This is a genomic window from Mesorhizobium sp. WSM4308 (assembly GCF_002294905.1).
GTDB lineage: Bacteria > Pseudomonadota > Alphaproteobacteria > Rhizobiales > Rhizobiaceae > Mesorhizobium.
The window spans coordinates 255802-274045 of the sequence record NZ_NSFW01000002.1; the positions used below are offsets into that span (position 1 = coordinate 255802).

Annotated in this window: 17 protein-coding genes; 5 read left to right on the top strand and 12 right to left on the bottom strand. The window is 65.3% G+C overall.

All coding sequences use genetic code 11. The annotated features are described in order from the left end of the window. Position 1 precedes the first annotated feature (1 nt). The 12 genes from ptsP to CK227_RS04135 all read right to left on the bottom strand — a co-directional run bounded on the left by ptsP (position 2) and on the right by CK227_RS04135 (position 11325). A complete protein-coding gene (ptsP, locus tag CK227_RS04080; protein WP_179296380.1) occupies positions 2-1576 on the bottom strand; it encodes a phosphoenolpyruvate--protein phosphotransferase in 1575 nt (524 codons plus the stop codon). 41 nt (positions 1577-1617) lie between these two features. After that, a complete protein-coding gene (locus CK227_RS04085; RefSeq protein ID WP_095771662.1) occupies positions 1618-1920 on the bottom strand; it encodes an HPr family phosphocarrier protein in 303 nt (100 codons plus the stop codon). Between the two features lie 20 nt (positions 1921-1940). Next, entirely contained in the window at positions 1941-2330 is a 390-nt protein-coding gene (gene dhaM / locus CK227_RS04090; protein ID WP_010913108.1) for a dihydroxyacetone kinase phosphoryl donor subunit DhaM, read from the bottom strand. Further along, the gene (gene dhaL, locus CK227_RS04095; RefSeq protein ID WP_095771945.1) at positions 2327-2929 is read right to left on the bottom strand and encodes a dihydroxyacetone kinase subunit DhaL; all 603 of its coding nucleotides are present in this window, start codon (positions 2927-2929) and stop codon (positions 2327-2329) included. The genes dhaM and dhaL overlap by 4 nt, the downstream gene beginning before the upstream one ends. Positions 2930-3001: 72 nt before the next feature. Then, positions 3002-4645, bottom strand: a complete 1644-nt coding sequence (locus tag CK227_RS04100; RefSeq protein WP_095771663.1) for a dihydroxyacetone kinase subunit DhaK — start codon at positions 4643-4645, stop codon at positions 3002-3004. 73 nt (positions 4646-4718) lie between these two features. Further along, positions 4719-5732 carry an ABC transporter ATP-binding protein gene (locus CK227_RS04105; RefSeq protein WP_095771664.1) on the bottom strand — a complete coding sequence of 338 codons (1014 nt, stop codon included), beginning with the start codon at positions 5730-5732 and terminating at the stop codon, positions 4719-4721. Beyond that, entirely contained in the window at positions 5725-6837 is a 1113-nt protein-coding gene (locus CK227_RS04110; RefSeq protein WP_095771665.1) for an ABC transporter ATP-binding protein, read from the bottom strand. The genes CK227_RS04105 and CK227_RS04110 overlap by 8 nt, the downstream gene beginning before the upstream one ends. A gap of 2 nt (positions 6838-6839) precedes the next feature. After that, positions 6840-7046 carry a hypothetical protein gene (locus tag CK227_RS04115; RefSeq protein WP_095771666.1) on the bottom strand — a complete coding sequence of 69 codons (207 nt, stop codon included), beginning with the start codon at positions 7044-7046 and terminating at the stop codon, positions 6840-6842. After that, on the bottom strand, positions 7043-7993 hold the full coding sequence (locus CK227_RS04120; protein WP_010913114.1) for a carbohydrate ABC transporter permease: 951 nt from the start codon (positions 7991-7993) through the stop codon (positions 7043-7045). Before CK227_RS04120 ends, CK227_RS04115 begins: the two co-directional genes overlap by 4 nt. Next, the gene (locus CK227_RS04125) at positions 7990-8937 is read right to left on the bottom strand and encodes a sugar ABC transporter permease (RefSeq protein ID WP_095771946.1); all 948 of its coding nucleotides are present in this window, start codon (positions 8935-8937) and stop codon (positions 7990-7992) included. Before CK227_RS04125 ends, CK227_RS04120 begins: the two co-directional genes overlap by 4 nt. Positions 8938-9063: 126 nt before the next feature. Beyond that, positions 9064-10395: an ABC transporter substrate-binding protein gene (locus CK227_RS04130; RefSeq protein WP_095771667.1), complete on the bottom strand. Its 1332-nt coding sequence runs from the start codon at positions 10393-10395 to the stop codon at positions 9064-9066. Positions 10396-10626: 231 nt separating this feature from the next. Beyond that, entirely contained in the window at positions 10627-11325 is a 699-nt protein-coding gene (locus CK227_RS04135) for a PIG-L deacetylase family protein (protein WP_095771668.1), read from the bottom strand. 27 nt (positions 11326-11352) lie between these two features. On the opposite strand from CK227_RS04135, the gene CK227_RS04140 reads away from it, so the two are divergent. From CK227_RS04140 to nhaA, 5 genes are all read left to right on the top strand, one after another. Then, positions 11353-12243 carry a DMT family transporter gene (locus CK227_RS04140; RefSeq protein ID WP_095771669.1) on the top strand — a complete coding sequence of 297 codons (891 nt, stop codon included), beginning with the start codon at positions 11353-11355 and terminating at the stop codon, positions 12241-12243. Positions 12244-12290: 47 nt separating this feature from the next. After that, a complete protein-coding gene (gene hrpB / locus CK227_RS04145) occupies positions 12291-14753 on the top strand; it encodes an ATP-dependent helicase HrpB (RefSeq protein ID WP_095771670.1) in 2463 nt (820 codons plus the stop codon). Positions 14754-14779: 26 nt separating this feature from the next. Further along, positions 14780-16111, top strand: a complete 1332-nt coding sequence (locus CK227_RS04150; protein WP_095771671.1) for an ActS/PrrB/RegB family redox-sensitive histidine kinase — start codon at positions 14780-14782, stop codon at positions 16109-16111. Positions 16112-16175: 64 nt separating this feature from the next. Continuing rightward, positions 16176-16739, top strand: coding sequence for an ActR/PrrA/RegA family redox response regulator transcription factor (locus tag CK227_RS04155; protein WP_010913121.1), 564 nt, complete (start codon positions 16176-16178; stop codon positions 16737-16739). Between the two features lie 305 nt (positions 16740-17044). Next, positions 17045-18241: a Na+/H+ antiporter NhaA gene (nhaA, locus tag CK227_RS04165; protein WP_095771673.1), complete on the top strand. Its 1197-nt coding sequence runs from the start codon at positions 17045-17047 to the stop codon at positions 18239-18241. Positions 18242-18244 lie beyond the last annotated feature (3 nt).

The following is an 18244-nucleotide window of genomic DNA, read 5'->3' on the forward strand; positions in this document are numbered from 1 at the left end:
CCTAGACCGGGACATCGGATATGGCCGCCTTGGCCATAGCGAGTTGCGCCGGTGCAACGGACAGATCGCGCAAACCAGCCTTCAGCAGCGAAGGGATCGACGCGGGATCGCCGCCGGCATCGCCGCACAGGCTGACTGGAATGCCGTTTTCCCGTCCGAAGGCCGTGACCGAGCCGATCAACCGCAGCACAGCGGGATGACGGACCGAATTGAGATGGGCCACAGCAGCGTTATCCCGCGCGGCCGCCATCACATATTGCGTCAAGTCGTTGGAGCCGATCGAGAAGAAGGCGACGCCTGCGAATGCTTCCGGCGCGATGGCCACCGACGGCACCTCGACCATGATGCCCAGCGGCGGCATCCTGTGGGCGACGCCACGCGCGGCAAGGGCTGCCTGCTCTTCGGCGAACAGGGCGGCTGCGCGCTCATACTCATCGGCCATGGCGATCATCGGAAACATCACCTTGAGAGTGCCGTGTGGCGCGGCGCGCAGCAATGCCCTGATCTGTACGCGAAAAATATCGAGCCGCGCCAGCGACAGCCTGATGCCGCGCAGGCCAAGGAATGGATTGCCTTCCTCGACGGTGAAGCCCGGTACCGGCTTGTCGCCGCCGGCGTCGACAGTACGGATCGTCACTGGTTTTTTCCCAGCCCATTCCAGCACCTTGCGATAGGCGCGATATTGCGTCTCCTCATCCGGCAAATTCTTGCCGAACAGGAACTCAGTTCGCATCAGCCCGACACCGTCGCAGGTCGCGATGTCGATGCCGTCGACATCGGACGGATCGGCGATGTTGACCTGCACCCGCACCGCCGTGCCGGCCTTGGTCACCGCCGGCTGCGCCAGAAAACGCCGGGCCACGCCCTGGCGGGCGACGAAGGAAGCGGATGACTGCCGGAACGCGCCGATCTCCGCCGGCGAGGGCGCCAGCACGAGGCTGCCATGCTCGGCGTCGAGCAGTGCCATGCCGGCAAGATCGGCAAGCGGTTCGCGCAGCCCCACCACCATCGGCACGCCACGCGAGCGCGCCAGCATGGCGACATGGCTGGCGGTGCTGCCCGCCTTCAGCGCAATGCCGCCGCCATGGCTCCAGTCGGTTTCGAGGAAGCGCGTCGGCGCGATGTCCTCGCCGCAGAGGATGGCACCGGTAGGCGCTGTGCTGTCGACGTCCTCGGTCAAGGCACGCAGCACCTGGTCCCTGATATCGCGCAAATCCGTGGCGCGGGCGCGGAAATAGTCCTGGTCCGAGGCCTCGTAACCGGCGATCTCGGCATCAAGCGCCTCTCGCCATGCCGCGTCGGCGGTCTGTCCGGAAGCGATCGACGCGAAGGCCGGCCCGCTCAAGGCGTTGTCTTCCAGCATGGCAATGTGGAATTCGAGTATGCCGGCGGCGTCGCTGTCGGCGGTCTCCGCCATGGCGGCAAGCCGGCTCACTGCCGTGCCGATCGCGGCTTGCAGCGACGTCTTCTCTTCCGTAGCGGTGGCTTTGCCTGCGTAGACGGCCGGCGACCGATCGAGGTCGAACAGCGGCCCCTCGGCATAGCCGGCCGAGGCCGGAACGCCCTCAATCCGCATGGCCCGCATTCCCTGCGGGCCGGCGAAGAAGCGCGCCAGCCTCACGCCGAGCGGACATGACCGGCGTCCTCGTCGAAGTCGCGCTGCACCAGCTCGATCAGTGCGCGCACCGCATCATCGGCGCCGTTGCCCCTGGCCCTGATGTGCAGCACCGTGCCCTTCGGCGCCTTGGCTGCCATCACCTTGACGATGCTCTTGGCGTCGAACCACGGCCCGTTGGCGGCCAGCGCGATTTCCACGTCGGCGGCAAAGGTCTTGGCCAGCTTGGTGAACTTCACCGACGGGCGCGCGTGCAGCCCCACATCGTGGGTGATCAGGACGGTCGCTTCGGCGGCTGCGGACATTTTTCAGAAATCCCGTTTACTCACGACGGCGACAATTCGTGCGCCGTCGCCACCACTTCCTTCAGTGAGGCGCCGCCGGAGGATTCGGTCGCGGCCATCACCGCGCCCTCGACGATCGGCGCGTTGCACACGATGATCTTCTGCGCACGCGGCTCGCCGATCATCTCCACCGCCATTTCCGAGTTGGTCTCGGCGCCGCCGAGATCGACAAGGATGGCGACACCGGCTTCCGACCAGGCCTTGTCGATGGCGCCCATGATCGCCTCGACATTGGTGCCGAGCCCGCCATGGCCGTTTCCGCCGCACCATGCAAGCGGCACTTCGTCGCCCACCATCTGGCGTACCATGTCGGCCGTGCCCTCCGCGACCAGCGGCGAATGCGACACGATCACGATCCCGACATTGCTCATGCACTTTCCCCGATCGCTTGCCCCACCGAGCGCACCAGCAGCGCGGTTGAGCGCGCGCCGGCATCCATATGGCCGATCGAGCGCTCGCCAAGGAACGAGGCGCGACCGCGCAGCGCCTTCATCGGCACCGTCGCTTCGGCGGCGGCGTCGGCGATGTCGGCGATCTCAGCCGCCGTCTTGTCCCCGGCCAAGGCGTCATGCACCGGCTGCAGCACATCGAGCATGGTTTTTTGTCCGATCTGCGACTTGCCGCGAGCGGCCACGGCTTCGACAGCCTTGCCGAAGGCAGCGGCCAGGTTTTTGCGATCGGGGTCCGCCGCGATCTCCTTGCCCAAGGCCATGAACAGCGTGCCGAACAAGGGACCCGAAGCGCCGCCCACCGTCATCACCAGCTTGGTTCCGATCGCTTTCAGGGCGTCAGGCAACGGCTTGGCGGCGAACGCATCGGCCTCGGCTCGCACGGCCTCGAAGCCGCGCTTCATGTTCAGCCCATGGTCGCCGTCGCCGATCGCCTGGTCGAGCGCCGTCAATTCCTCGGCGTGAGCGGCAATCGTATCGGCGGCCACCGCGATCAGCCTGGCAAGGTGCAACGCCGCCATATCGCCCAAAATCCCGGTTTCCACTTTGCCGGCAGTAGCGAAAGAACGGTCATTCGACAACTGGTGCATGCGTCAGGCTGCGACGAGCAGCGTGGCGGCGGCCGAAAACACCTCGGCCACCGCATGGGCACCGGGGTCCACCACGCCTTGCAATTTGGTGCCGACATAGGCCGACCGTCCGGCCTTCGCCTTCTCCATGGCGGCCGTGGCCTCGGCACCACGCCTCGCCGCTGTTGCTGCCTCCTCCAGACCATCGGCATCAAGTGCCTTCAGCGCGGGCTCCAGCGCATCGACCATGGTGCGATCACCCGGTCTGGCGCCGCCGTAGAAGATCATCCGCTCAAGTCCGGCAAGCAGCGCCTTGGACAAACTGTCCCCGCCGCCGAGGGCCTGCGCCGCCGCCGTGAAGAAGATCGACAGCAGCACCCCGCTGGAACCACCCATCGACGCGCTCAATATGTCGCCTATCGCGCCAAGCGTCGCAGCGGGGTTGGCAAGCGGCAGCGTGTCGAGCCGATCGAGGACGCTGCGCGCGCCGGTCGCCACCGTCGAGCCGGTGTCGCCGTCGCCCGCCTTGGCGTCGAGCCCGTTCAATGACGCCTCGAGCGAGATCAGTCTTTCGCAGACCGTGACGATCAGGCGCCTGGTGCCAGCATGCTGGCTGGCCTTGTGCGCAGCGCTTTGTCCGGCTGCTTTCGCCATCGGCACGATGACAGGCGCCGCGACCGGCTTGGCCGGCATCCAGGCATGCGGACCGACCGGCGCCAGCAGGGCGGCTTCACGCGCCGTATCGAGCCGGATCAGCGACAGCGAGAAGCCGTTCATGTTGAGCGCCGTCATCAGCGGCCCCGGGCCGATCGTCAGCTTGACCGTCTTGGCCAGTGGCGAGGCCAGCACCGCATTGGCAATCAGCGACATTTCGAGCGGAGGCACCGCGCCGAGATTGTTGATCAGCAAGGCATGGCTCGCCTTCGGGTCGAGCCCAGCAGCGAGGCGCTCCGCCATGATCGCGACCAGCCTGTCGACGCTTTGCAAGGCAATCCGCTCGACGCCCGGCTCGCCATGAATGCCCAGGCCAAGTTCGCCGTCGTCCGCGCCAAACCTGTCTTCATGCGGCTGGCCGGGGATGGAACAGGAGGACAGCGACATTCCGAGCGATACGATATCCTTTGCCGCCGCCCGCGCCGCTGCCGCGATCTCGGAAAGATCATGGCCGGCCTCCGACAGATGGCCTGAAATCTTGTGCACGAACAGCGTGCCGGCGACGCCGCGCGGCTGGTTGATGTCAGGCAAGGCTATGTCGTCGGCAACAATCACCATCTCGACGCGAAAGCCCTCGGCGCGCGCCTTCTCCGCCGCCAGGCCGAAATTGAGCCGGTCGCCGGTATAGTTCTTGACGATCAGCAGGCAGCCGGCCGGGCCGGTGACCGCGCGGATCCCCGCCAGCACCGCCTCGACGCTCGGCGAGGCGAAGATCTCGCCGGAGACCGCCGCCGTCAGCATGCCCTTGCCGACAAAGCCTGCATGCGAAGGCTCATGCCCGGCGCCGCCGCCGGAGACGACGCTGACCTTCGACTTGTCCCAGTCGGCGCGCAGCACGACCTTGATCTCGGGATAGCCGTCGAGGCGCGCGAGATCGCCCGAGCCGATGGTGCGCAACAGGCCGTCCAGCGCCTCGGTGACGATCGTTTCCCTGCGGTTGAAAAAGTGCTTCATCGAATTCGTCCCGTATTCGCGATCGTCAATCGGAGGAGGCATTGTCCCTTTGGTGGGGAAACACCGAAACCATTCACATCAATCTTTGTCCATCGGCGCCGAAATAGAGTGGCGAGCGGTAGCGGATCACCACCTTGTCGCCTTGCGACAGATCGGTGTCCGGGTCGGTCAGCGTCACCAGCTTCTTCGGCCCGACCGTCACATGCAGATGGTTCTGGTCGCCGAGATGCTCGACCCAGTCGACGACGCCATCGGCATGGCCGTTCATCGCTTTCTCGATCGTCAGATGTTCGGTGCGCGCGCCGATCGTCCTGGTGCCGGCCGGCGCGCCGCCATCGGGCAGCAGGCCGGTCGGCAGAAGATTGATCGCCGGTTGGCCGAGCCTTGCCGCGACATGCAGGTTTGCCGGCTCCGAATAGATGGTTCGCGGCGAGCCGATCTGCACCAGCACGCCGTCGGCGAGGATGCCGATACGGTCGGCCATGGTCATCGCCTCGATCTGGTCATGGGTGACATAAAGCATGGTCGCGCCGAGTTCGGACTGGATGCGCTTCAGCTCCAGCCGCAGATCTGCCCGCAGCTTGGCGTCGAGCGACGACAGCGGCTCGTCCATCAGATAGATCGCCGGTTTGCGCACCAAGGCGCGGCCGATGGCGACGCGCTGCATTTCGCCGCCCGACAGCTTGGTCGAGCGGTTGGCGAGCTTGTGATGGATGCGCACCATCTTCGCCACGTCCTCGACCCGCCGACGGATCTGGTCCTCCGGGATCTTCCGCGCCGGCGAGCGCAGCGGGAAGGCGAGATTGTCGTAGACCGACAGATGTGGATAGAGCGAGTACTGCTGGAACACGAAGGCCGTGTCGCGCTCGGCCGGCGACAGCGTCGTCGCATTATGGCCGCCGATTTCGATCGTGCCGGCATCCGGCCGTTCCAGCCCGGCGATCAGCCGCAGCGTCGTCGTCTTGCCGGCCCCGGTCGGCCCGAGCAGCACGACGAATTCGCCGTCCGCTATGTGCAGGTCGAGACCGTTGACGGCGACATGCTCGCCAAAGCTCTTGGTCACGTTCTTAATGTGCACGTCAGCCATGCTGCGCTCTCCCCTGAGAGGCGGTGTCGTGGACCGCTGTTCTCACCGCGCGGCCCGATCCCTTGTCGAACAGCGACAGCCGGGCGCTGTTCAGGGCCAGGCCGACATGATCGCCGGCATTGAGCCGGATTTCGGCCGGCACCCGCGCCTTGATGATGCCGTCGGCCGTTTCCACCGCGACGATCTGCGTGGTGCCGAGATATTCGGTGCCGTAGATGGCGCCGCGCAGCTTGGAAGTGTCGTCGAAACGGATATGTTCGGGCCGGATGCCGAGCGCCATGTCGGCCGGCGCGATATCCTCGCGCACCTCCGGCACCGCGACCTTCGCGCCCTGGACGACGATTTCCTTCGCGCCTTTGGCGAGCCCGCCGCCGAAGCCCAGAAAATTCATCGGCGGCGAGCCGATGAAGTCGGCGACGAACATGGTCGCCGGGCGGTCGTAGATTTCGCGCGGTGTGCCGAACTGCTCGATGACGCCGTGGTTCATCACAGCGATCTTGTCGGCCATCGACATCGCCTCCATCTGGTCATGCGTGACATAGACGGTGGTGGCGTGGATGCGGTTGTGCAGTTCGCGCAGTTCATGGACCATGAGGTCGCGGAATTCGGTGTCCAAGGTGCCGAGCGGCTCGTCCATCAAAAAACATTTCGGCCGCCGCACGATGGCGCGCCCAAGCGCCACGCGCTGGCGGTCGCCGCCGGCAAGGCCGGAGACCGACTTGTTGAGCAGATGGTCGATGCGCAGGAGTTTTGCCGTCTCTTCGACGCGCGCGCGGATTTCGGCCGACGGCATGCCCTGCGCCAGCAGTGGAAAGCCGATGTTCTTGCGCACATTCATATGCGGATAGAGCGCGAACAGTTGGAAGACGAAAGCGATGTCGCGCTCGCGTGCCCGCAGCATGGTGACGTCCTCGCCGCCGAGCAGGATCTGGCCGCCGGTCGGCAGTTCGAGCCCGGCGATCATGCGCAGTGTCGTCGTCTTGCCGCAGCCCGACGGCCCGAGCATGACGAAGAACTCGCCATCCTCGACGAGGAAGTTGGAATCCTGCACGGCGACGAAATCGCCGAAGGCCTTTCTCAGGTGCTGAACACGGATCTCGGCCATGATTATTCCGGGAACTTCGAGACGATGATGAACATCACGGTGCCGGCGAGCATGGTGATGAAGGAATAGGTGTAGAGCGACAGCGCGAAAGGCTGGAACAGCATCAGGAAACCGATGGCGATCAGTGCGGTCGCGATGTTTTCCATCAGGCCGCGCCGCGCCCAGGCCGGCCAGCGCGATTTGCGTTTGACGGGATTGGTCATGCTCATTTGCGTACCGCGCCGAAGGTGATGCCGCGCAGCAATTGCTTGCGAAGCAGGATAGTGAAAACCAGGATCGGCACCAGGAAGATCGTCGTGCCGGCCGCCACAGCCGGCCAGTCCTGGCCGCCTTCGCCGATGATGGTCGGGATGAAGGGCGGCGCGGTCTGGGCCGTGCCCGAGGTCAAGAGTGCCGCGAAGGCATATTCGTTCCAGGCGAAGATCAGGCAGAAGATCGCGGTCGCGGCAATGCCGGTGGTCGCCTGCGGCAGCACGGTGCGCCAGAAGGCCTGCAGCCGCGTGTAGCCGTCGATCATCGCCGCTTCCTCATATTCGCGCGGGATCTCGTCGATGAAGCCTTTCAAGAGCCACACCGCCAGCGACACGTTGACCGCCGTGTAGAGCAGGATCATGCCGAGCGCGGTGTCCGACAGGCCGAGCTCGCGGTACATCAGGTAGATCGGAATGGCGACCGCGATCGGTGGCATGAAGCGGGTCGACAGGATGAAGAACAGAAGGTCGTCGGCGAGCGGAACCTTGAAGCGCGAGAAACCATAGGCCGACAGCGTGCCGAGAAAGACCGCGCAGAAGGTCGAGCCGAAGGCGATGATCAGCGAGTTGAGGAAGCGCGGCAGGAAGTTGGACGGGCCGGCGATCACCATGTTGCGCTTGCGCACGGTCTCGTCGCAGAAGCCGGTCGCCGGCCCCAGCGAGTTGATGTATTCCGGCGTCTGCCGCGTCCGCGTCGTGAACAGGTTGCAATAGCCTTCGATGCTCGGCTGGAACACGATTTTTGGCGGATAGGCGATCGAATCCGGCGGCGTCTTGAAGCTGGTGGCGAAGATCCACAACAGCGGCACGATCGAGATCAGCGCGTAGGCGATGATGATCGCGCCGGCGATGCGCTTCGAATTCGCTGACGGTGCGACGACCGAATGGGCAGTGGTCAGGCTCATCTCTGCTTCACCTTGTTGAGCGCCTTGACGTAGATGTTGGCCAGCCCGAACACCGCCACGAACAGGATGATGGCGAAGGCCGAGGAATAGCCGGTGCGCCAGCTCTCGAAAGCCTGCCGCTTCAGCGTGATCGAGGCGACCTCGGTGGTCGAGCCCGGCCCGCCGCCGGTCAGCAGGTTGACCATGTCGAACATCTTGAAGTTCTCGATGCCGCGAAACAGCACCGCCAGCATGATGAAGGGCAGCGCCATCGGCAGCGTGATCGACCAGAATTGCCGCCAGTTGGACGCGCGGTCGACCTCGGCCGCCTCATAGATGTATTCGGGGATGGAGCGCAGCCCGGCGAGGCAGATAAGCATCACGTAGGGCGTCCACATCCAGGTATCGACGATGATGATCGACCATGGCGCCAGCGACACGTTGGAAAGCATCTGGATGCTTGTCGGCGGGATGCCGCTGACGAACGAGATGACATAGGAGAACAGGCCGATCTGCGGCTCGTAGAGGAAGCGCCAGAAATTGCCGACCACCGCCGGCGACAGCATCATCGGCACCAGGATCAGCGTCGTCCAGAAGGCGTGGCCGCGGAATTTCCGGTCGATCAGCCAGGCCAGGGTGAAGCCGATCAGCGTCTGCAACAGGATGGTCCAGAACACGAAATGCGCCGTCGTCTGCATGGCGATCCAGATGTCCTGGTCGCCGAGGATGCGCTGATAGTTGGCAAAGCCGAGATTCTTCACCACTTCGTTCGGCCGGTTGGCCCGGAAGTTGGTGAAGGACAGGTAGATCGCCCAGAACAGCGGGAAGATGTTGATGGCCAGCAGCAACAGGATCGTCGGCGAAATGAACAGCCAGGCGAGGCCCTTGTCGCTGATGCCCCGGACCTTGCGAGCCAACGGTTCCGGGGTCGCCCGGGCAACGTTCTCCGCGGTCCGATTGAGCATGGTCAGTCCTGCTTCGGTCACTTGGTTCGTCTCTGTGATGGAATTTATCTGAACTGCGTCCCGTGCCAAGGGTGGCACGGGACGCGTCGGTCTGGCTCGGGAGGAGCCGGTTACATCTTGCCCCGGTTACATCTTGCCATCGTCCTGGAACACCTGGGTCCAGTCCTTGACCAGGCCGTCGAGTGCATCCTTGGCCGAACCCTGGCCGGCGACGACATAGTCATGGAAGCGCTTCTGCGAGGCCTGCAGCAAAGGCGCGTAGCTCGGCTCGGCCCAGAAGTCCTTCACGATGGCCATCGAGTCGAGGAAGGTCTGCGCATAGGGCTGGCTGGCCGGGAATTTCGGGTCCTTCACCACGGCGTTCAGGCAGGAATAGCCGCCGAGCGACCACCACTTCGCCTGCACGTCCTTGTTGGCGAACCACTTGATGTATTTCAGCGCCGATTCCTGCTTATCGGAATAGGACACCACCGAAATGCCCTGGCCGCCGAGCTGGGCGAACTGGTCGCCGTCGGGTCCCTTCGGGTTGACGAAGTAACCGATCTTGTCGCCGCCGACATTCTCGTCCTTCTGCAGGCCGGGCCAGGTAAAGGCGAAGTTCATGTGCATCGCCACCTGTCCGGATTTGAAGGCATCGACGCCTTCGCCCATATAGCTGTTGGAGGCGCCGGGCGGCGTGCAGCAATCATAGAGCGCCTTGTAGAATTCCAGCCCCTTCACCGATTTCTCGGAATTGACGAAGCCTTCCATCTCGTAGGGCTTCTTCGGGTTCTCATACTGGAAGCCGTAGCTGTAGAGCACGTCCATGGCGCCCATGGTGATGCCTTCCGAGCCGCGCTCGGTGTAGATCGAGGCGCCATAGACCGTCTTGCCGTCGATCTGCCGCTTCTGGAAGAATTCGGCGATCTGTTTCAGCTGGTCGAAAGTGGCCGGCGGGCCGAGGTCCCAGCCATACTTTTCCTTGAATTCCTTCTGCAACTCGGGCTTGGAGAACCAGTCCTTGCGATAGGTCCAGCCGACGACGTCGCCCATGGCCGGCAGCGCCCAGTAGTTCGGCGTGTTTTTCGGCCATTCCGAATAGCCGACGACGGTCGCCGGCACGAAGTCGTCCATGCTGATCTTCTCCTTGTCGAAGAAGTCGTTCAGCTTGACGTAGTGGCCGTTCTCGGCCGCGCCGCCGATCCACTGGCTGTCGCCGATGATCAGGTCGCACAATTTGCCGTGCGAGTTCAGTTCGTTGAGGAAGCGGTCGGCATAGTTGGTCCACGGCACGAACTCGAATTTCATGCCGATGCCGGTTTCCTTGGTAAAATCCTTGGACAGTTCGACGAGTGCGTTGGCCGGGTCCCACGCGGCCCAGCAAAGCGTCAGGTCTTCAGCGTGTGCGGCGTTTGAGACGGCTGTCGACGCTGCAATCGCCGAGGCCAGTCCCAACGCCAGTTTCAAGCTCGATTTCATGCCTTCCTCCCATTTGCGAAACGCGCCCGGATGACGGTTTCAAGAGCCTCAACCTCTCTCCTCAGAGGCCTAAACATGGCGGCGCCGGAGCGCGGCAGATGTTTAGTAATTTGTTTAGTGATGCAATTTTTACTAAACAACGCAAGCGAATTCGTTGCTGCGTCGCAACATGACGAAACGGATGATTGAAATTGTTGGGAAATGGTCGCCGGATGTTTCTCCGGCAGCGGCTCAGCCGGCCTCGCTGATGGCGTTCGTCTGTGGCGTCACCGGCCGGACCGGCGGCGCGGGCGGCAGCAAGGCGCGTATGTCGGCGAAGGGAAATGTAGGCTCGAAGCGAAAAGCCTCGGCCAGAGAACCGGGGAAGGCGTTGCATTGGCCGGCGCGAAATTCATTCTGGATGCGCGCCCGGTCGACATATTGCTCCGGCCGCTGTGACCGGTGCATGCGGATCGCCTGTATCTTGATATCCCGGTAGGCGGAAATATCGACATAGTGCGTCGGCGAGAACCCGGTGCCGCCCATCGTATCGGCATGCAGCACCGGAACCGCGAACGAGGCCGCGATGCGCACGCCGTCCGACAGCGCGCGGTGGTCGGCGTGATAGTCGTTGGACGCGTGCGTGATCACCAGCTCAGGCCCGGTCTCGCGGATCAGCGTTTTCAGCGCGCCGATGAGCGCGGCATCGGCCACCAGCTCGCCGTCGGGAAAGTCGAGGAAGCGCGGCGCCGCTCCAAGCAGTGCCGCGGCAGTCGTTGCTTCCGCACGACGGACACGAGCGAGAAACGTGGCATCACTCTTGCCGCCCTTGGCCCCATCCGTGGCCACGGCAAAAGTCAGTTCTGCGCCTTGCGCCGCGTAGGCGGCCAGAGTACCGAACATGAAGATCTCGATGTCGTCCGGATGCGCACCGAGCGCCAAAATTTTCAAGCTGCTCTCTCCCGGAAATGGAAAAACGTGCCGAACGGAATCCTGCTCGCTCTGCTCGCCTATGCAAGCTATTCGGGCAGCGATGCCGTTATCAAGAGCCTGGGCGGACAGTTCACCGTCTTCGAGATCGGCTTCTTCGCCACTTTGTTTGCCGGCTTTTTCCTGTTCTTCACCCGCCCGGCGGGCGAGCACTGGCGCGATTTCTGGCGCATGAAGCGGCCATGGGCGGTGCAGGCGCGCGCCTGGGCCGGCATCGCCTCCGGCGTGCTCAGCGTCTATGCCTTCACCCACATTCCGCTTGCCGAAGTCTACGCGCTGATCTTCCTGGCGCCCTTGCTTGTCACCATCCTGTCCACCGTCATCCTGAAGGAAAAGGTCGGCCCCTGGCGATGGCTGGCGGTGGTGGCCGGCTTTGCCGGGGTGATGCTGGTGGTGCGGCAGGGTTTTCGCGAATTGAACCTCGGCCACCTGGCCGCCTTCGTGAACGCCTTCCTCGCAGCGGCCAGTGTCATCCTGCTGCGTTCGCTCGCCCAGCAGGAAAAGCGCACCTCGATGCTCGGCGTGCTTGTCGGCTATGGTCTGCTGTTCAACGGTGCGGGCGCTGCGGCCACCTCCTTCACCTTGCCGAATGCCATGCAGCTCGTCTGGCTGGCGATGGCCGGCGCCTTCACCGCGGGTGGGCAATTCATGCAGCTGCTCGCCGCGAAATACGCTCCCGCCAACCGGATCGCGCCGACGCATTATTCGCAGATCGTCTGGGCGGTGATCCTCGGCGCGCTGTTCTTCCAGGAATACCCGGACTGGCTGTCGCTGGTGGGCCTTGTGGTCGTCGGCGGGGCGGGCCTGCTGACCATGGTGCGCGAGGAGGTGCGGCTGGGCACCGTGCGCTGGAACCCGTTTGCGCGCACCCGGCTTTGAGCCGACGCCGGTTGCACGGTGACCGTGACCGCTGATATGCGGACGCGATGACGACAAGATCCCTGCCGGAGCTTCCGGTATCCGCCGTGCTGCCGGCGCTGGGCGCGGCGCTGGCCGAACGCAACAGCGCCGTGCTGGTGGCGCCGCCCGGCGCCGGCAAGACGACGCTGGTGCCGCTGGCGCTGCTCGATGCGCCATGGCTGGGGACAGGCAAGATCGTCCTGCTCGAACCGCGCCGGCTCGCCGCCCGCGCCGCCGCGCGTCGCATGGCGCAATTGCTGGATGAGGAGCCCGGCGCGACAGTCGGCTATGCCATGCGCATGGAAAACCGCACCTCGGCCAAGACCAGGATACTGGTCGTCACCGAGGGCGTTCTGGCGCGCATGATCCTCGACGATCCCGAACTGCCCGGCGTCTCGGCGGTCCTCTTCGACGAATTCCACGAGCGCTCGCTCGACGGCGATTTCGGCCTGGCGCTGGCGCTCGACGTGCAGGGTGCGCTGCGGCCGGATCTGCGGCTGCTGGTGATGTCGGCGACACTGGATGGCGCGCGCGTGGCAAAACTCCTGTCGGGCGCGCCGGTGATCGAAAGCGAGGGCCGCGCCTTCCCCGTCGACATAGGCTACGACGAACGGCCGGCCGGCGTCCCGATCGAGGATGCGATGGCCAAGGGGATCCGCGCCGCCCTTGCCGACGAGAGCGGCAGCGTGCTTGCCTTCCTGCCCGGCCAGCGCGAGATCGAGCGCACCGCCGAACGGCTGGCCGGCAAAATCGGCGCCGACACCGACATCGTCCCGCTCTATGGCCAGCTCGACGGCAAGGCGCAGGACGCCGCGATCAAGCCGGCACCGCCGGGCCGCCGCAAGGTGGTGCTGGCGACGTCGATTGCCGAGACCTCCATCACCATCGACGGCGTGCGTGTCGTCATCGATTCCGGCCTGTCGCGGCTGCCGCGCTATGAGCCGGCGAGCGGCCTGACGCGGCTGGAGACGGTGCGCGTCAGCAAGGCATCCGCCGACCAGCGCGCCGGCCGCGCCGGGCGCACGCAGGCCGGCGTCGCCATCCGGCTCTGGCGCGCCGAACAGACGGCGGCACTTCCCGCCTTCACGCCGCCGGAAATCCTCGAAGCCGACCTTTCGGGCCTGTTGCTCGACTGTGCCGCCTTCGGCGTCGCCGACCCGACCGGTCTCGCCTTCCTCGATCCGCCGCCGGCGCCGGCGCTCAACGAGGCAAGGGTGCTGCTGCGCGCGCTCCATGCCATCGACGATGCGGGGCGTTTGACGGAAGCGGGCGCTTCGATGCGCAAGCTCGCTCTGCCGGTGCGGCTGGCGCATATGGTTGCCGAGGCCGCCAAGAGCGGCCATGCGGGCGAGGCGGCCATGCTGGCCGTCCTGCTCACCGAACGCGGCCTTGGCGGCGACGGCGCCGATCTGGAGCGGCGGCTGATGCGCTTTCGCGGGGAAAGATCGCCCCGCGCCACCGCCGCGCGCCAGCTCGCCGAACGGCTGGCCAAACAGGCCGGCGGCGCGAAGAACGGTGAACCCGTTTCCGCCGGCGCGCTCCTCGTGAACGCCTGGCCGGACCGCGTCGCCAAGGCGCGTGGCGAGCGCGGCCGCTTCGTGCTGGCCAATGGCTCCGGCGCCATGCTCGATGCCGCCGACCCGCTGGCCGGCGAGCCGTTTCTGGTCGTCGCCGACCTGCAGGGCAAGGCGCAGAATGCCCGCATCGCGGCTGCCGCGGCAATAAGCGAGGACGACATCCGCGCCACGCTGGCCGACCGGATCGAAACACGTCGGCGGACCAGCTTCGATCGCGAGCGCCGCGCCGTGCGTGTGCGTGAAACCGTTCGCCTTGGCGCCATCACGCTCGCCGAACGGATGCTGCCGGCTCCTTCAGGCGCCGATGCCGACCGCGCCATTATAGATGCGCTGCGCGAGCACGGCCTGTCGCTGCTCGGGTGGAGCAGGGAGGCCGAGACGCTGCGCCAGCGGCTGTCCTGGCTGCATCGTGGCCTCGGCGCACCCTGGCCCGACATGTCGGATGAAGCGCTGATCGAACGCCTCGACGACTGGCTGCTGCCCTTCCTGTCGGGGGCGGCGTCCCTGGCCGCCATCGATCCCGGAGTTGTCTCGGCCGCCCTGGCCTCGCTCGTGCCGCACGAGCTGCAGCGCAAGGTCGATGCACTGGCGCCGACGCATTTCGATGCGCCGTCCGGCAGTCATGTGCCGATCCGCTATGACGGCGAATGGCCGGTTCTGGCGGTGCGCGTGCAGGAGCTGTTCGGCCTCGACCGCCACCCCTCGATTGCCAACGGCACCGTGCCGCTGACACTCGAGTTGCTGTCGCCGGCGCACCGGCCGATCCAGACGACACGCGACCTGCCCGGCTTCTGGCGCGGCTCCTGGGCCGATGTGCGCGCCGACATGCGCGGGCGCTATCCCAAGCATGTCTGGCCGGAAAATCCGCTGCTTGCCGCCGCTACAGCCCGTGCCAAGCCACGCGGGAGCTAGCGCTCCAGCTTTCCCGGCTGTAATCCATGGCCATGATCAACATCCTGAACGCGCCCGATTTTCAGCAAAGCCAGCGGCTGCGCCTCAACACGCTGATCCGGCTGCGCTGGCTGGCCATCGTCGGCCAGAGCGTGGCGGTGCTTGTCGTCGCCTATGGGTTGAAATTCCCGCTGCCGGTCAGCCTGTGCTTCGCGCTGATCGCCTGTTCGGCCTGGATGAACCTGTTCCTGGCCTTCCGCTTTCCGGCGGCGCACCGGCTCACCCCCTTTGCCGCCTTCGGCATCCTGATCTTCGACAGCCTGCAGCTTGCCGGGCTGCTCTATATGACCGGCGGCCTGACCAATCCGTTCTCGCTGCTGATGACCGTGCCTGTCGTCATTTCGGCGACGTCGCTGCCGCTACGCCTCACCGCCATCCTCGGCGGGCTGGTGATGCTGGCGGCGACCTTGCTGGTGTTCTTCCATCTGCCGTTGCCCTGGTATGAAGGCGCGCCGCTGGCCATGCCTTTCATCTATGTCGCCGGCATGTGGATGGCGGTGCTGTCCTCGATCGCCTTCACCGCCATGTATGCCTTCCGGGTGGCCGCCGAAGCGCGGCTTTTGGCCAATGCGCTTGCCGCCACCGAGCTGGTGCTGCAGCGCGAACAGCACCTTTCGGCGCTCGACGGCCTGGCGGCGGCGGCCGCGCATGAGCTCGGCACGCCGCTCGCCACCATCACGCTCGTCGCCAAGGAGATGGAAAAGGCGCTCGGCAGCGACCCGAAATACGGGGAAGACGTGAAGCTGCTGCGCTCGCAAAGCGAACGCTGCCGCGAAATCCTCAAGCGCCTGACCAGCCTTTCGTCGGAGGGTGAGGCGCATCTTTCCCGTTTGCCGCTGACCTCGCTGGTCGAGGAGGTCACCGCGCCGCATCGCGACTTCGGCATCTCGATCAAGCTTCGCCCGGGCGAACGCACCGGTCCGGAGCCGGTCGGGCGCCGCAATCCGGGCGTCATCTACGGCCTCGGCAATCTGGTCGAGAACGCCGTCGATTTCGCCCGCAAGAGCGTCACCGTGCGCTGGAGCTGGGACGAGGCGACCGTCACCTTCTCGATCATCGATGACGGGCCTGGTTTCCCACCCGAAATCATCGACCGCATCGGCGAGCCCTATATGTCGACGCGCCAGGGCACCGAGGCCGGCGGCGGCCTGGGACTCGGCCTGTTCATCGCCAAGACTCTGCTCGAACGCTCGGGCGCCACGCTCGATTTCCGCAATTCGAGCGGCCTGGGCGAGGGCGCCGTGGTGCAGATTTCGTGGCCCAGATCGGTCTTCCTGAACCCGGAAACGGCCCCGGCCACCATGTTTGACACTGCGTGAATTGGACAATAGCGGCGCAAAACTATATCTGCGTAAAATTAAGGCAGCAGGAATTCTTACGACGATGACAGGCGATGAAAATATTGGCGCAATGGTTGAAGGCGAGGACACCTCGCTTCTGATCGTCGATGACGACAAGCCGTTCCTCACGCGTCTCGCCCGGGCCATGGAAACCAGGGGTTTTGTGGTTGAGACCGCCGAGAGCGTCGAGGAGGCCGTGGGCAAGGCCCGCGCCAATCCGCCGGCCTACGCCGTGGTCGACATGCGGCTCGGCGACGGCAACGGTCTCGATGTCGTCGCCGCCATCCGCGAGAAGCGCGAGGATTCCCGCACCATCATCCTGACCGGCTACGGCAACATAGCCACCGCGGTGACCGCGGTGAAGCTTGGCGCCGTCGATTATCTGTCGAAGCCTGCCGATGCCGACGACATCTTCGCCGCCCTCACCCGCACCTCGGGCGAGCGCGCCGCACCGCCGGAAAACCCGATGTCGGCCGACCGCGTGCGTTGGGAGCATATCCAGCGCGTCTACGAAATGTGCGAGCGCAACGTTTCCGAAACAGCGCGCCGGCTCAACATGCACCGCCGCACGCTGCAGCGCATACTGGCCAAGCGCGCCCCGCGTTAGGATCCAGGACACGCAAGGCAATTGCCTTGGGCCGATTTCGAGTTCGCGGTGGAGGCCGTCAATTCTCAAAGTCAGCGCCGCCCCTCATCGCCCTGCCGGGCACTTCTCCCCGTATAGTGACGGGGAGAAGGGGGCTGGCCGCGATGCCGGCGCCCTTCTTGCGACGTTGGCGATTGGCGAAATCGGCGATGACAGCGCCCCTCTCCCCGTCACTATACGGGGAGAGGATGCCGGCAGGCAGGTGAGGGGCGGCACCGGCGTTTGGATAGTGAAGCCTGCTGATCAGGCGGCTTAACGGAGGCGACATGCAGGATTTGAAGCAGCGGCCGGTTTCCGTCTTCCGCGAATTCCTCGACAGCGAGGCGGCTGGCGGCATCATCCTGATGGTGGCGGCGGCACTCGCCTTGATCGTCGCCAACTCACCGCTCGCCGAAACCTATTTCTCCGTTCTCCATGCCTATCTCGGCCCGCTCAGCATCTCGCACTGGGTCAATGACGGGCTGATGGCGGTGTTCTTCCTGCTCGTCGGGCTGGAGATCAAGCGCGAGATGCTGGACGGCCAGCTGTCGACCTGGCCACGCCGCGTCCTGCCCGGCATCGCGGCGGCCGGCGGCATGGTGGTTCCGGCGCTGGTCTATGTCTTGATCAACCGCAACAATCCGGCGGCACTCTCCGGCTGGGCGATCCCGACCGCCACCGACATCGCCTTCGCGCTTGGCGTATTGTCGCTGCTCGGCAGCCGCGTGCCAGCTTCGCTGAAGGTCTTCCTGACCGCGCTCGCCATCATCGACGACCTCGGCGCCGTCATCATCATCGCCATCTTCTATACGAGCGGCCTGTCGCTCATCTATCTCGGCGCCGCCTTCGCCGTCATTGCGGTGCTTGTCGTGCTCAACCGCATGCGGGTGATGACGCTGGTGCCCTATCTCGTGCTCGGCGCAATCCTGTGGGTATTGGTGCTGAGATCGGGCGTCCACGCCACGCTTGCCGGCGTTGCGCTGGCGCTGACCATTCCGCTTGAGCGCTCCGCCGGGATCGGCCACGATCTCGACCATTCGCCGCTGCACCGGCTCGAGCACGGCCTGCACAAAATCGTCCCCTTTTTCGTCATCCCGATCTTCGGCTTCGCCAATGCCGGCGTTTCGCTCGCCGGCCTGAGTTTTGGCGCGCTGATCGAGCCGCTGACGCTGGGCGTCGCCGCCGGCCTGGTGGCCGGCAAGCTGGTCGGCGTGTTCGGCTCCTCGGCACTCGCCATAAGGCTCGGCCTGGCCGACCTGCCGGCCCATGCCGGCTGGTCGCATATGATCGGCATCTCGCTGCTCTGCGGCATCGGCTTCACCATGAGCCTGTTCATCGGCCTGCTCGCCTTTGCCGGCGACGTGGCCCTGCAGGATGCGGTCAAGGTCGGCATCCTCGCCGGCTCCTTCGTCGCCGCCATCTTCGGCGCGGCCGTGCTGCTGATGGCGCCGGCCGCGGGTGGGGCGGAAGACGGTGAGGAGTAGCGG

Excerpts from the sequence above, each read along its gene's own strand:
- ptsP (WP_179296380.1), bottom strand. The coding sequence starts at position 1,576 with ATGCGGATTGAGGGCGTTCCGGCCTCGGCCGGCTATGCCGAGGGGCCG.
- CK227_RS04085 (WP_095771662.1), bottom strand. The coding sequence starts at position 1,920 with ATGTCCGCAGCCGCCGAAGCGACCGTCCTGATCACCCACGATGTGGGG.
- dhaM (WP_010913108.1), bottom strand. The coding sequence starts at position 2,330 with ATGAGCAATGTCGGGATCGTGATCGTGTCGCATTCGCCGCTGGTCGCG.
- dhaL (WP_095771945.1), bottom strand. The coding sequence starts at position 2,929 with ATGGCGGCGTTGCACCTTGCCAGGCTGATCGCGGTGGCCGCCGATACG.
- CK227_RS04100 (WP_095771663.1), bottom strand. The coding sequence starts at position 4,645 with ATGAAGCACTTTTTCAACCGCAGGGAAACGATCGTCACCGAGGCGCTG.
- CK227_RS04105 (WP_095771664.1), bottom strand. The coding sequence starts at position 5,732 with ATGGCTGACGTGCACATTAAGAACGTGACCAAGAGCTTTGGCGAGCAT.
- CK227_RS04110 (WP_095771665.1), bottom strand. The coding sequence starts at position 6,837 with ATGGCCGAGATCCGTGTTCAGCACCTGAGAAAGGCCTTCGGCGATTTC.
- CK227_RS04115 (WP_095771666.1), bottom strand. The coding sequence starts at position 7,046 with ATGAGCATGACCAATCCCGTCAAACGCAAATCGCGCTGGCCGGCCTGG.
- CK227_RS04120 (WP_010913114.1), bottom strand. The coding sequence starts at position 7,993 with ATGAGCCTGACCACTGCCCATTCGGTCGTCGCACCGTCAGCGAATTCG.
- CK227_RS04125 (WP_095771946.1), bottom strand. The coding sequence starts at position 8,937 with ATGCTCAATCGGACCGCGGAGAACGTTGCCCGGGCGACCCCGGAACCG.
- CK227_RS04130 (WP_095771667.1), bottom strand. The coding sequence starts at position 10,395 with ATGAAATCGAGCTTGAAACTGGCGTTGGGACTGGCCTCGGCGATTGCA.
- hrpB (WP_095771670.1), top strand. The coding sequence starts at position 12,291 with ATGACGACAAGATCCCTGCCGGAGCTTCCGGTATCCGCCGTGCTGCCG.
- CK227_RS04150 (WP_095771671.1), top strand. The coding sequence starts at position 14,780 with ATGGCCATGATCAACATCCTGAACGCGCCCGATTTTCAGCAAAGCCAG.
- CK227_RS04155 (WP_010913121.1), top strand. The coding sequence starts at position 16,176 with ATGACAGGCGATGAAAATATTGGCGCAATGGTTGAAGGCGAGGACACC.
- nhaA (WP_095771673.1), top strand. The coding sequence starts at position 17,045 with ATGCAGGATTTGAAGCAGCGGCCGGTTTCCGTCTTCCGCGAATTCCTC.